Origin of the sequence: Cohnella herbarum (genome assembly GCF_012849095.1) — a bacterium.
GTDB classification, from domain to species: domain Bacteria; phylum Bacillota; class Bacilli; order Paenibacillales; family Paenibacillaceae; genus Cohnella; species Cohnella herbarum.
On the sequence record NZ_CP051680.1, the window covers coordinates 6,960,909 to 6,975,044 of the forward strand.

A 14,136-nucleotide genomic window follows, 5' to 3' on the forward strand; every position below is an offset into this window, starting at 1 on the left:
TTCCTATTCTTGGTCTAACAAGGCTTTTATTACGCATTGCCCTGATTCGGACGATAAGCTTATACTTGTTGTGCAACTAACACAATAAGATCAATTTCGGCAAAATTCGACCCTGACTTTACGTAGAAGGTCGCAACCCAAGGGGGGACTGGAATGCGGATATGGAATACCCGAACGTTTCAATCTAAGCTGCTTATCGTATTATGCGTGCTCTGTATTCTTCCAACGATATCTCTGGGTTGGCTTGCGTATCAGAAATCGGTTGATTCCCTAGAACGCAAAGTCATTGAGGATCTCAAGGTGATCATCGGCCAATTCGATAACACGCTTGCAACGCAAGTGGAGGGACTGGATCGGTTCAGCACGCTGCCTTACGCAACGGAGGAGCTCATTGATATTGCCTCGTCTCCAAGCGCGCCGACCGAGCAATGGGATTTGGCGGAACTGAACAAGCAACAACGTCTGATCGAATTGATTTCCTCTTATCCTTCCGTCAATACGATGATAGAAGCCATGCTGTTCTATGGCGTTAACGGCAGCATTTATGGATATCGGGTTAGCGGAATTAAATCGATTGATAAGTCTAATAGTCCTTCCGAAGAACAATGGTTTAAGGATGCGGTCAAAAAGAACGGAGCCTTGGTGATATCCGGTCTTCGCAACGAAACTCAATTCAATGACCGACCGTTCAGGACAATCACGATCGCTAGAATGCTGGTGGATCGGAAGTATGCTCCCGCAGCCGTCATTGCCGTGGACGTTAAGCCCGATTTTATTGCAAAGAAAGTCCAATCGCTCGGTTTTCAGAACGTTCATGTGACAGTCGCGGGACCTTACGGAGAGGTGTATACGACGAATTCCGCCATTTCCAAAGAACTTCTCGCCAAGAACGCCGGTCTGAATCGTGACGGGATGAGGCCGATGTCCGTTACGATCGATACGAAAATAGATGGAGAGAGGGAAAAATGGAGCGGCGTCAAAAAATACAACGACTATACGGGATGGACAACCTATCTGCTCATCGATCATAAAGAGCTGCTGAAGGAGAGCGCCGTCATTAAGGATTATTCTATTTTTGTTGTCGTCTTAATCTGCGTGGCCACCGCGTTATTATCCTGGTTGCTAGCTCGAGGACTGTCCAAGCCAATCAGAGGTCTTATTCGATCGATGCAGGCGGTGGAAAAAGGACTTTTTGTACTTACGGAGACCCCTGCTGACACTCGGAAAGACGAATTCGGCCAATTGCTTCTCCGATATAACCGAATGGTAATACGTTTGGAGGATATGGTCAATTCGATTAGCCAATCGGAACGTTTAAAAAGAGAAGCCGAGCTGAACGCTCTTAGAGCCAGAATAAATCCGCACTTCCTTCATAATACGATCAATTCCATTAGAATGCTTGCCATTCTCCAAGATTCGGATCAAATTGCCGATCTTCTCCGCGCGTTCAGCCAGTTGTTGAATTCCAATATGCGGCTGGATCAGGAGTTGATAACGATTCGCGAAGAGATTGTATTCTTGAAAGATTACTTGCAACTGATGGAGCTGCGCTATACGGAAAAATTCTCGGTCGAATGGCGCATCCAAGACGAGACACGGAATGCCTTGATTCCTGCGATGATCTTGCAACCGATCTTGGAGAACGCGATTTTCCATGGTGCTGCCGGAATTAACGATCGGGTTCATGTAATCATCTCAGCGGAGGTATCCTTAGATGGAAGCCAACTGCAATTAAGCGTCTCGGATGACGGGATCGGAATGGATGCGGAGAAAGTCGCAAAAATATACGCGGAGAAACACGGTACGGACAATCGGAATATCGGAATCGGAAACGTCCGGGATCGCATCAGATTTCGGTTTGGCCAACAATACGGATTGTCGGTCGACAGTCAGGTCGGTGAGGGAGTCACGATCAAACTTCTTATGCCGCTAATCGAAAAAGGAGATGACAAACATGTGGAAGATGATGGTCGTAGAGGATGAGTCTATCGTCCGAATCGGAATGCGCCACATGATAGATTGGGAGTCATACGGCGTAAAATGGGAGCTTGAGGCTTCGAATGGGGCGGAAGCGCTTAGTCTGCTTGAAGACCGGACCGTCGATATCGTCATGACGGATATCCGGATGCCGGTCATGGACGGGATCGAGCTTATCAAAAAGTTGAAGACGCTTTACCCGGATATTCGCATCATTCTCGTCAGCAGCTATAACGACTTTGCTTACGTGCAGGAAGCCTTGCGACTTGGCGTCGTAGATTATTTGCATAAGCCGACGATGACCAAGCAGGAAATCGTATCCTCTATGCAGCGCGTGATCGACAAGCTTGAGCAGACTGAACGGGGGATGGAAAACAAGCAGCAGGATCCTAAGTCGAATCTTCAATCTTTACTGACGACGATAACCAACGATAGGGAAATAGAATCCGAAAGAGAGGATGACGAGGAATCGATCTTAAGAGCCTCTCTGTTCCGCGAGGGCTATTGGATCGCGGTTATTCGTCTTGAACCGTCGGATTCGTCAGCGGAGCTTGCCGGTAAGGTTGGGAAATCGTTGTTTCCTTCCGTCCAATCGCTAATCGAGGGATATGCCGCCAAAGCCGAGGGAAGCATCCTGATCGGCAGAGAGGATTCGGAGATCATATGGTTATTGCCGTCTAAAGCCATAGAAGATTCGGGCAAGATGGAGGATATGTTAAGCGATATTCGTCGAATGGTCATGAATTTGCTTCATGTGTCAATCATTTGCGGTTCAAGCGGCATCCACCAGCAGCACCAGCGCATCAGAATGGCGTATAACGAAGCCATAACCAAAATGTCGGAGCGTAGTTTAGGAATACATCAAACGATACGCCTTGCGAAAGAATACGTCGATCTCCATTTTCGCCAAGAAATCTCGTTGTCGGATTGCGCGCGGCACGTTCATGTCAGCAGCGGATATCTCAGCCGGCTTTTTACCAAAGAGCTAGGCATGAATTTCAGCGACTACGTAACCCGCAAGAAGCTTGATCAAGCGAGATATTTGTTAAGCCATACCGCGATGAGGATTCAAAGCATTTCGGAGGAAGTCGGCTATTCGAACGCTCATTACTTCAGCAAACAGTTCAAAGAGTATACCGGGATGACCCCGAGCGAGTTTCGAAGAGTCTAACTGTGACTATGAAAAAGTACAAATCGTATACGAATTGTACAATTCGTCTGCATGTAGGACGTTCGAGACGCAAATCCGGTTAAAATCGTGTTAATAATATCAATTTCGGGTCATACCAAGCTTGGCACGCACGATTATATACTTGTTATGCAGACAATAATTGAGTGACAAGGGGATGGCATACAAGTGACAAGATTCAAAACAATGAAAGCGCTATTAGTCCTGACTCTAGTAGCATTAGCTGTTACGGCATGCGGAGGAAATAATGCGAAAGATTCGGGCAACGTCAAAGGAAGCGCCGGGGCAAGCGCATCGGCATCCGGGCAATCCGAGAAGGAATCGGTCACTCTCAAATTATCGACTTGGAACCCGGTCAGTAAGCAAGCCATCGAAAAATTCGAACAAGCTTATCCTTATATCACCATCGAGCACGATCAAATCGCGGATCAATACAGGGAGATCATCCGTACCCGAATCGTATCCAAGGCGGACATGGACATCGTCTGGATGTTCCCGAACCAAATGAGAGAATATGTCGGGCAAGACGTCTTGATGGATCTCACCAACGAACCTTGGTTGAGCAATTATTTGGATTCCGCCGTACAACTGGGTACGGTCGACGGCAAGACATACGGCATGTCCTACAATTATTATGCCGTTGTTTTCTTCTATAACAAGGATATCTTCAAGAAACTTAATCTGAACGTGCCGACGACGTGGGAACAACTCCTCGAAGTCAGCGCGAAAATCAAAGAAAGCGGTACGGCTCCTTTCATTACGGGAGGCAAGGATGCTTGGGCTACCCAATTCCTGTCCAGCAGCAACTACGGATACTATCAAAACAAAGATCCTCAAACATTCGATAAGCTTGCGAGCGGAGAGAAAAAGTGGACGGATCCCGAATTCGCTAACTTCTTCGACCCGATTATCGAGCTGACGAACAAAGATTATTTCCTCGAAAATTCGGTTGGGCTGGGTAATGACCAAGTCGTACAAGTATTCAAGGAAGGCAAAGCCGCCATGTATCCGATGGGCACGTGGTCGCTGGATTCGTTCACCGCCGATTCCCAGAAATTCGAAGTCGGCGCGTTCTCCATCCCGTTGAACAAAGGCTCGGAACCGCACGTAGTCAACCTCGTATCGGATAACATTTTTACCGGAATTTCATGGAGCAAGCATCCGGAAGAAGTCAAGCTGTTCTTGTCCTTCATTTCTGATCCGGAAATCGCCAAGATCTGGTCGGAGGAGACGAAAGCGGCAGTTACCGTCAAGGGAGGCACATCGCCGAGCTATCATCCGATTTCCGCCGAGCTGACTCAAACGATCGATTCCAATATCACTTCGATATTCCCGAGTTTAACTCCATCTATCGAGCCTACTTATTTCCCGATTCTGCAGAAGATCTTGCTTAAGAAAAACGGTTCGCCGTCCGAGCTTCTAAGCGAGATGCAGAAGGCGCAGGAGAAAGACTATAAGTAATGTGGGTATGACCCGGTGAAGCCGGGTCTTTCCTTTCTTATCAGATTCGAAGGTGGGACAACGAATGAAAATCATAAATTTAAGAACGTACCTTCTGTTTCTCGCACCGGCTTTTATTTTGTTCTTGTTGTTCTACGCGGCACCAATATTTAGCGGATTTTATTATGGATTTACCGACTGGCGCGGATTTTCGTTTTCTGCCAATTGGGTCGGATTGGATAACTTCGTAAATGTGTTCAAGGATCCTCTGTTCACGACTGCGTTGCGTAATATCTTTATTCTATCGGTCATCGTTCTGCTCGTGCAGCATGTTCTGGCCATATTGTTTGCCGTCGTTCTTGATCAGAAACTAAAGGGCGTCTCTTGGATGCGCGCCGTTATTTTTTATCCGGCAATCCTGAATACGGTCGTTATCGGCTATGTTTGGAGCTATATGTATTCCCCGTTCGTAGGGTTTCTCCCGAAAATGTTCGATCGGCTGGGCCTAGATGGCCTGGCTGCCATTGATTGGCTGGGACGTCCGGATATAGCGATCTTCTCTATTGCATTCGTCATTATATGGCAGTATATCGGTTACTCCATGATGATCTATATGGCAGGCTTGCAGAGCATTCCGCAGGATATCTACGAATCGGCGAGTATTGATGGCGCGGGAGCGCGGCAGAAGTTTTTCCGCATTACGCTGCCTTTATTGATGCCGGCGATTACGGTTAATACCGTTCTATCCGTTATCGGAAATTTGAAACAATTCGAACACATCTGGGTAATGACGCAGGGCGGTCCGGCCAATTCAACGCAAGTATTCGGATCGTTGATCTATCAATTCGCGTTTAAGACCTCCCAACCGGGTTATGGAACGGCTATGGCAATGGTCCTATCGGTCTTCATTCTGGTCGTCACTTTTACGCAAATTCGACTTCTGAGCAGATGGGAGGTCAAATATTGAGCGCCACGGCTATGATTCGTGCTAAGAAAATATCGTCGTATGGGCTGGCTTTATGCGCAATGGTTGTCATTTTGATCCCATTGTTCGTACTGGCTACCGTATCTTTGCAAGATCCTGCTGCCGGCCCGAACCCTCTGAGGCTCCCGGACAGCTTTCATTGGAGCAATTACTCCGATGCGATTGAGAAAGGACGTCTGCTGCTCTATTTTCGCAACAGTATGACCGTCCTGGTGTTAACGACATCGATTACGTTGCTAGCAAGTGTTCTTGCGGGTTATGCATTGCGACATGGGAAACCGTGGAAAGGGGATTTGATTTTTACTTTTTTCCTAATGGGGCTTATCCTTCCCGGATTCGCGGGTACCATCCAATCGTTCCTCTTATTGCGGGAGCTTTCATTGCTGAATACGCACATTGGATTATCCATCGTACAAACCTCGGGCGGAATGGCATTGCCGATCTTTTTGTATTTGCAATTTTTTAAAACCCTGCCGCTGGAAATCGAGGAAGCGGCGGTCATCGACGGTTGTTCGCCGATCAAATTGTTCTGGAAAATCGTTTTTCCGCTTACGTTACCGGTCACATCGACTTGCGTCATTATTATCGCGCTCAACTCGTGGAATGACTTTTTTAGCCCGCTTGTCTATTTGCCTTCGCCGGATATGCGGACCTTACCTACGGGACTTATGGCTTTCCGCATGCAATATTCGACGCAATGGCAGCAACTGTTCGCCGCCGCGGTGTTGATCGCCGCTCCGTTCACGCTGCTATATGTATTCATACAACGCTACATCATCAAAGGATTGGTCGGAGGCGCCGTGAAGGGGTAACGGATTAATCCGACTGTAAGGCATACGAACGAAGAGGAAGGTGAGCTTGAATTGACTGCTTCAGCCCGCGACATGCAAAGGCATAAGGAAGAAATCAAGGAGACGATTCGAAGAGGCCCCTTCTCGGATGACTGGGATTCATTGGGGGGATACGAGATCCCCGATTGGTACGGGGAAGGGAAGTTCGGCATTTTCATTCATTGGGGCGTTTATTCGGTGCCTGCGTTCGAGAACGAGTGGTATCCGAGAAATATGTACCGGAAAGATTCCAAGGCCTATCATCATCATTTGAAAACTTACGGTTCATTGGACGAATTCGGATATAAAGATTTTATCCCGCAATTTCAGGCGCCGTCGTTCGATGCCGAAGAGTGGGCCGCTTTGTTCAAGCGGGCGGGAGCCAACTTTGTCGTGCCCGTTGCCGAACATCATGACGGCTTCGCGATGTACGATTGTCCCTTCACGGACTGGAACTCCTGCAAGATGGGACCGAAAAGAGACGTCATCGGGGAATTGTCCGAGGCTGTCCGCCGACGCTTTATGACCTTCGGCGTATCTTCGCACCGCGCGGAAAATTGGTGGTTTTACAACGGGGGGCGGGATATTTCTTCCGATATAGAGGATTCGGACTATGTCGGTTTATACGGTCCCGCGCAGAGAAGTCTCGGCAGGATCGACACGCCTGCGCCATTGTTTCAACCAAGTCAGTCTTTCTTGGACGATTGGCTAGTCAGAACCTGTCATCTTATCGATCGATACGGCCCGCAATTGGTGTACTTCGACTGGTGGATCGAACAGCCGGCATTTCAGCCGTACCTGCGCCGACTGGCCGCTTATTACTATAATCGCGCGGCGGAATGGGATCTGGGCGTTGTTATTAACTATAAATTCAATGCGTTCAAAGAAGGAACGGCCGTCTACGACATGGAGCGAGGTCTGTTAGAACAAATTCAACCGAGAGTATGGCAGACTTGTACTTCCGTAAGCGAGACGGCCTGGTGCCACATCGAGGGGCATGTCTACAAGTCGCCTGAGAGAATCATCGGAGATCTGGTGGATGTGGTTAGCAAGAACGGAGTTCTACTGCTTAATGTCGGACCCAAAGCCGATGGAACGATTCCGGAGGAAGAACGGTCCATTCTATTGTCGATCGGAGATTGGCTGGGACGCAACGGCGAGGCTATATATGGCACCCGGCCATGGACGGTATTTGGCGAAGGGCCGACCAAAATCGTGAGCGGAACGTTTAACGATACGAAGCGCAGCTCCTTTACCTACGAAGACATTCGGTTTACTACGAGGGGAACGACGCTTTACGTGATCGTTCTGGGGAGGCCGGAAAACGGGCGGATAGAAATACGTTCGTTAGCCGAGAACAGCCACCTCTACCCGGGGCGCATCGCATCGGTGATCTTATTGGGATGCGAACAGAAGATTCAATGGCGGCGCGAGGCGGGAGGTCTTATCCTTACGCTTCCGGAAGAAGAAGCGAATATCTTCGGGCTTTCCTTCCGAATTACCGGCGAGGAGGATCAATAAAGGAAACAGCGCTTGTCCGGGAGTATAGGGGACCGTATCCATCCAATAAAATCGGACATCGATTCTATGAAATTCGAACTATTCTTTCTATTCCGGATTGTTTAATATTATATAATTAAGTCGAATGCGGCCTGACCTCCATTGTCAGGCCGTTTATCATATTAAAGGCGGGCGTTGGACTTATGAAATGGACATCAAGACGGCTATTCCCGTTCTTTTTCCGCAAAGTCAGAAGTCGATTTTTGGCCGCAATGATCCTATTGTCCGTCCCCCCTCTGTTCCTCCTCGGTTATATTTCCTTTAACATCGCCAAAGATACCCTTACGAACAACAATACTCAGACGAATATCGACCACTTGGAGACGTCAAGCGAAGTGGCCGACCTCCTATTCCGCAACATCGTGAACCTGAACCGTTCGATCGTTCTGAACGATGACATTCGCAACGACCTGCGGGACAGCGAGATCAATTCGAGCGCGCAGCAAAGCGAGATGAACGCAACGACCAGCAATCGGCTGCAGAGGGTCATCAACAGCGACTCTTACGACTCGCGTTACGTCGACTCGCTATGCGTGCTTGACCTCTACTATCAAACCTATTGTCTGAGAAAATCCGATGACGCGGGCATCTATGAGACGCCAACGAAGAAACAAGACATCGAAGCAACGGATTGGTACGAACAAGCCGTCGCCGCTAAAGGCAGAGTGGTGTTTTTCAGCTATAACGTGCTCGGCGACAAGTCTAATATTTTCTCGACGGTCAAGCTATTCCGCGACTCCGGGGATCCGAAAGGCAAACCGCTCGGCCTATTGATCGTTAATCTATCGAAGTCCATGTTCGGCAGCGTATTCAGCGGAAGCAATAATAACGGCACGTTCATGGCGGTCGATTCCTCGCAAGGCGCGCTGAAAGTGGTCTACCCGGAGGAGAACGTCATCGATATGCCGCAAACGGCGGATAGTTTGTCCGCTACGTTGAACCAGTTGCGCGATCAAGGTTACTTGGTCAGTGAATATCGTAATCAGACGACGGGATGGACGTTATTGCATCTTATCCAGAAGAAGGAACTGCTGAAGCAGTCCAACCGGATCGGCACCGCGACGACTTTGATCGCTTCTTTGATTGCGCTCGTGGCGTTGCTGCTGTCGGTTATCATCTCGGGTACGATCACGAAACCCCTTATTCAGATCAAGAAAATGATGGTCGATTGGAATAAAGGAGCAAGGGAATTCGACGGCAAATTTTCGGAGGACGAGGTAGGTACGATCGGCGAGACGTTCAAGCGAATCACTTCGGAGAACGAGGAGCTGGCCAAGAGGCTCATCCACTCGGAATTGAAGGAGAGGGAAGCCGAGCTGCGTGCGCTGCAGGCGCAAATCAAGCCCCATTTTCTATATAACACGTTGGACTCGATCTATTGGATGGCCCGATTACAGAAAAATAAGGAGGCCGCCCAGATGGCGCTCTCTTTATCCGAGAGTTTCAAGCTCAGCCTGAATAAGGGCAAAGAGACGATCCCCGTCTATAAGGAGCTGCAGCATATCGAGCATTACATGACGATTCAAAACATTCGGTACAACAATCGGTTCGCTTATCATGCGAACGTAGACGAATCGATCTTGAGTACCGAAATTCTGAAGCTGATCGTCCAACCTCTCGTGGAGAACGCGATCTATCACGGGCTCGAGCCTAAGCTTGGGGAAGGGAAGATCGAAGTGTCGGGGACCAAAGAGGGAGACTACCTCGTATTCATCATCGAAGACGATGGGGTTGGCATCGAGGATATGTCGGTTACCCGCCAAGGATACGGGCTTACCAACGTGAAGGAACGGATAGAGCTTTACTACGGGGCGACCAGCATCTTCCGAATCACAAGCGAAGAAGGCGTGGGCACCAAGGTGGAAATCAGATTCAAACCTTATCCCGAGGAGGCGTAAGCCATGCTTAAAGCCGTCGTATTTGACGATGAATACATCGTAATCGAAGCACTGCGGACGCTTATAGATTGGACGGGCTTAGAGGTCGAACTGGTCGGGACGGCGGGCGATGGCATTACCGCGCTAGAGGTGTTCAGACAACAGAGGCCCGACATCGTGCTGACCGATATCCGGATGCCGGGGATGGATGGTCTTCAGCTCATTCAGGAGATTATGCGCGAAGCCGAGGATACCTGCTGTATCGTATTCAGCGGTTTCAATGAATTCGAATACGTGAAGCAAGCGATTCAGCTTGGCGTTATTGATTATCTAGAGAAGCCGATTACGGATGAGAGCGTGGAGCGCTCCTTGCACAAGGCGGTGAGCCGAATCGCCAGTCAACGCGAGACGATGGAAATCCGCAGAAAGTGGGAGGAGAGTCAGCGGGAATTACAGGAGAAGGCGTTGTTGGACGGTCAAGCGCTAGACGATGGCCATACGCCGAAGAGCTCCGCGGTCGAGCGGGCCCGTTCTTATATCGTGCTGCACGTGAACCGGGACTTGTCGCTGCAGGAGGTGGCCGATCACGTGGGGATGAACGCCGCTTACCTGAGCGTGCTGTTCAAGGAGGAGACGGGCGAAACGTATATCAAATTCCTGACCCGTTACCGGATGGAGCTAGCCAAGATGCTGCTTCGCAAAGGCTTGAAGGTTAATGAAGTGAGCGAGCGGGTCGGCTATCATACGTATCGGCATTTCTCGGAAGTATTCAAGAAATTCACGGGTACCACCCCCGGACAATTTCGGGATCTGACCTAAAAAAATCGGACGCCGAACAATGAAATGACCCACTGATCGGTGCCCAGAGCGGGATTTATAATAAGGGTATGGGAACCCGGGCCCTGTTTCTACATGATTTGCCTATCGATAATCACTCAGGGGGAAACCGTACATGAGAAAGCCGAGTTTAGGAAAATCGAAAAAAGTCGTCTCCGTCCTATCCTGCGTATTGTTGATTGCAGGCTTGCTAGCAGGTTGCGGCGGTTCGAACGACAAGGACAATGCTTCCTCCTCCGCAAAAGCATCTCCGTCGGATAGCTCATCATCGTCCGCTAGCGCGTCGCCGGCGGAGAGCGAATCCAGCAAACCGCAAGAAAAGGTCACGATCTCATTGCTCGTCGATAATTCGCAAGACGCGGTTAGCGTAGCCAAGGCTTTGGTAGATGCATTCCAAGCGAAGAACCCGAACATAACGATCGAGACGGAAACTCGTCCGGCCGGCAGCGAAGGCGACAACTTCGTGAAGACCCGTCTATCGACCGGCGATATGAACGACGTTTTTTTCTACAACGCCGGCTCGCTTATGCAAGCGCTTAATCCGGAACAGAATATTTTAGATGTCTCGAGTGAACCTTGGCAAGCCGATGTCATCGACTCCTTCAAGCAAACGGTTACATTTAACGGCAAACAATATGGCGCGCCGACTAATGCGACAATGGGCGGCGGTTGGTTCTACAACAAGAAAATCTACGCTGATCTCGGGCTTACCGTACCTAAGACTTGGGCTGAATTAATGGCAAACAATAAGAAAATCAAGGACTCAGGCCTTACGGCGATTATCGGAACCTACAAGGAATCATGGACCTCGCAGTTGATCATGCTAGCCGATTACTATAACGTGCAAGCCGAAGCTCCTAACTTCGCGGCCGATTATACGGCGAATAAAGCGAAGTATGCGACAACGCCGGCGGCTTTAAGAAGCTTCGAGAAGCTTGAAGAGACGGTAGGCTACATGAACAAGGATTACTTGGCCGCAACCTTGGATTCGGGTATTAAGATGCTGGCCGAAGGCAAGGGAGCGCATTATCCAATGCTCACCTTCATTATCCCGACCATCGCGCAGAACAATCCCGAAAGCATTAACGATATCGGATTCTTCGCCCAGCCAGGCGATAATGCGGATAAGAACGGAATCACGGTATGGATGTCGCCCGCGGCTTATATTTACAAGAACTCGCAGCATATCGATGAAGCCAAGCAATTCTTAGCCTTCATTGCCTCCCCCGAAGGGATGGCAGTGGTCGGCACGGTGTCCCAACCGACCGGCCCTTACGTCGTTAAAGGCGCTACGATGCCGGACGACGTCCCGCAAGTCGTCAAAGACATGCTTCCTTACTTCGATTCCGGCAAGACGGCTCCGGCGCTGGAATACATTTCTCCGATCAAGGGACCGAGCCTTGAGCAGATCACGGTCGAGGTCGGCACGGGCAAACGGAAAGCAACGGACGCCGCGAGCTTATACGACAAAGACGTAGAGAAGCAAGCGAAACAGTTGGGACTCGCAGGCTGGTAAAAGCAAAGTCGTCACAAGGACGTCTTGACGCTCCTTGTGACGCTCGTAGGGTTGGGGGCTGTGAGAACGAGCCCCTATCCCCCATCGACTTCGATCTCTGCATACTTATGTAAACAATGCTTGCAAGGGGGATCGCTATGACCAAGGTTTGGAAAAGAACCTATACTTACTACTTCCTGCTGCCTGCGGCGATCATCTACCTGATCATTTTTATATTGCCGACGTTCATGTCCTTCTTCTTCAGCATGACCCGTTGGACGCTACAGGATTGGTCTTATATCGGATTCGACAACTTCAAGACGTTCTTCCAAGAGTCGTCGCTCAATATCGGTTTCCAGAACACGTTCGTCTACGCGGCCGTTACCTGCGCCTTTAAGGTCGTATTCGGGCTGCTTCTGGGCGTCTTCCTCACTTCGAAAATAAGGACTAAAAACTATCTCAGATCCGTCGTGTTCTTCCCCACCTTGGTAAGCACGATCGCCGTCGGTATCGCTTTCAGCACGCTTATGCATCCGACGGAAGGCTTGATCAACACGACGCTGGCTTTCTTCGGAATATCCGGTCCGGATTGGTTGGGCGATACGCGGATAGCGCTGCTATCGGTCGCGTTCGTGGATATCTGGAAAGGCATAGGTTTCGCCACGGTCATCTACATCGCGGGCATCATGTCCATTCCCGAGGAATATTACGAGGCCTTGCAGATCGACGGGGGCAATTCGTGGCACAAGTTCTGGAACATCATCCTTCCGCTTAGCCGATCGGCAACGAATTCGGTCATCATTCTGGCGTTCATCGGCGGCTTGCGCAGCTTCGACATTTTATGGCCGATGACCCGAGGGGGACCCGGCTTTGCGACGGACGTCATTGCCTCCATCATCTATAAACAGTATCAAGCCGGATTCTATGGTTTGGCCACGGCGGGCAACGTCATCCTGTTCCTATTCGTGTCCGTGCTCGCCTTCCCGCTGTCGCACTACCTGAACCGAAGAGAGGTGAACCTATGATTCGCAATCTTCGCCGGTTCAGCCTGGAATTCGGAGCGGTTCTGGCTTCGATCGTTATTTTCTGGGTTCCGCTCTATTTCGTATTCGTGAATGCCATGAAAGATGCGAGAGGCGCATCCTTGCGCAGCATGGCGTGGCCGACTTCGAACCATCTGTGGAGCAACGTCAAGGAAGTCATCCAGTCGCGAGACTACATGCTGGTACGCGCCTTCGTCAACAGTACGACACTGACTCTCTTGTCTATCGCATTACTGCTGATCGTGTGCGCGATGGCGGGTTTCGTCATGCAAAGACGCTCAGACAGGGCGACGCCTTGGATTAGCTTTTTCGTGCTTGCGGGGCTGATCATCCCCCCTGCTATCGTCCCTACGATCTGGGTGCTGGACAAGCTGCATCTATTCAAAACGATGCTAGGACTCATATTGGTAGAGGTTGCCTTAGCGTTCCCATTCGGCGTATTGCTGTATCGCGGCTTCATGGGAGCGATTCCCCGGGAGATCGACGAAGCGGCCGTCGTCGATGGCTGCGGTGGGCCCCGGTTGTTTTTCCGGATTATTTTCCCGTTGCTGAAGCCGGTGAACGCGACGATCATCGTGACCTCTTCGGTAGCGATTTTCAACGATTTCACCAACCCGCTCTACTTCTTCCCGGGCTCCAAGAACGCGACGGTGCAGCTCACGCTCTACAACTACATGAGTCAATTCGTCTCGCAATTCAACTTGCTTTACACGAACATTCTGCTCATCACCCTTCCTCCGCTCGTGCTGTTCATTTTCTTCAACAAGAAGATCGTGGCCGGGATAACGGCGGGAGCCGTAAAAGGGTAAGGATCCGTTCCCGCGCCCCCAAGGATGGATTGGTCTTTTTTGGGGGGATCGCGGGTTTATTTTTGTTATCTAGATAGACGGCATTAAAGGTTCT

The 14,136-nt window shown here is 50.0% G+C and carries 11 protein-coding genes; all 11 read left to right on the forward strand.

Translation table 11 applies throughout. The annotated features are described in order from the left end of the window. The first annotated feature begins 153 nt into the window (after positions 1–153). The 11 genes from HH215_RS29320 to HH215_RS29370 all read left to right on the forward strand — a co-directional run bounded on the left by HH215_RS29320 (position 154) and on the right by HH215_RS29370 (position 14,042). Entirely contained in the window at positions 154–1,983 is a 1,830-nt protein-coding gene (locus tag HH215_RS29320) for a sensor histidine kinase (RefSeq protein WP_169283118.1), read from the forward strand. Beyond that, entirely contained in the window at positions 1,955–3,148 is a 1,194-nt protein-coding gene (locus HH215_RS29325; RefSeq protein WP_169283119.1) for a response regulator transcription factor, read from the forward strand. Before HH215_RS29320 ends, HH215_RS29325 begins: the two co-directional genes overlap by 29 nt. Before the next feature lie 186 nt (positions 3,149–3,334). After that, positions 3,335–4,627 carry an ABC transporter substrate-binding protein gene (locus HH215_RS29330; RefSeq protein WP_254450260.1) on the forward strand — a complete coding sequence of 431 codons (1,293 nt, stop codon included), beginning with the start codon at positions 3,335–3,337 and terminating at the stop codon, positions 4,625–4,627. A gap of 64 nt (positions 4,628–4,691) precedes the next feature. Beyond that, positions 4,692–5,573 carry a carbohydrate ABC transporter permease gene (locus HH215_RS29335; RefSeq protein ID WP_169283120.1) on the forward strand — a complete coding sequence of 294 codons (882 nt, stop codon included), beginning with the start codon at positions 4,692–4,694 and terminating at the stop codon, positions 5,571–5,573. Continuing rightward, positions 5,570–6,403, forward strand: coding sequence for a carbohydrate ABC transporter permease (locus tag HH215_RS29340; protein ID WP_254450261.1), 834 nt, complete (start codon positions 5,570–5,572; stop codon positions 6,401–6,403). The genes HH215_RS29335 and HH215_RS29340 overlap by 4 nt, the downstream gene beginning before the upstream one ends. A gap of 51 nt (positions 6,404–6,454) precedes the next feature. Next, positions 6,455–7,942, forward strand: coding sequence for an alpha-L-fucosidase (locus HH215_RS29345; RefSeq protein WP_254450262.1), 1,488 nt, complete (start codon positions 6,455–6,457; stop codon positions 7,940–7,942). A gap of 182 nt (positions 7,943–8,124) precedes the next feature. Then, positions 8,125–9,879, forward strand: a complete 1,755-nt coding sequence (locus HH215_RS29350) for a cache domain-containing sensor histidine kinase (protein ID WP_169283121.1) — start codon at positions 8,125–8,127, stop codon at positions 9,877–9,879. A gap of 3 nt (positions 9,880–9,882) precedes the next feature. After that, on the forward strand, positions 9,883–10,677 hold the full coding sequence (locus HH215_RS29355) for a response regulator transcription factor (RefSeq protein WP_169283122.1): 795 nt from the start codon (positions 9,883–9,885) through the stop codon (positions 10,675–10,677). Positions 10,678–10,810: 133 nt separating this feature from the next. Beyond that, positions 10,811–12,211, forward strand: coding sequence for an ABC transporter substrate-binding protein (locus HH215_RS29360; RefSeq protein ID WP_169283123.1), 1,401 nt, complete (start codon positions 10,811–10,813; stop codon positions 12,209–12,211). Between the two features lie 137 nt (positions 12,212–12,348). After that, positions 12,349–13,215 carry a carbohydrate ABC transporter permease gene (locus HH215_RS29365; RefSeq protein WP_169283124.1) on the forward strand — a complete coding sequence of 289 codons (867 nt, stop codon included), beginning with the start codon at positions 12,349–12,351 and terminating at the stop codon, positions 13,213–13,215. After that, positions 13,212–14,042 carry a carbohydrate ABC transporter permease gene (locus HH215_RS29370; protein ID WP_169283125.1) on the forward strand — a complete coding sequence of 277 codons (831 nt, stop codon included), beginning with the start codon at positions 13,212–13,214 and terminating at the stop codon, positions 14,040–14,042. The genes HH215_RS29365 and HH215_RS29370 overlap by 4 nt, the downstream gene beginning before the upstream one ends. Positions 14,043–14,136: the final 94 nt, after the last annotated feature.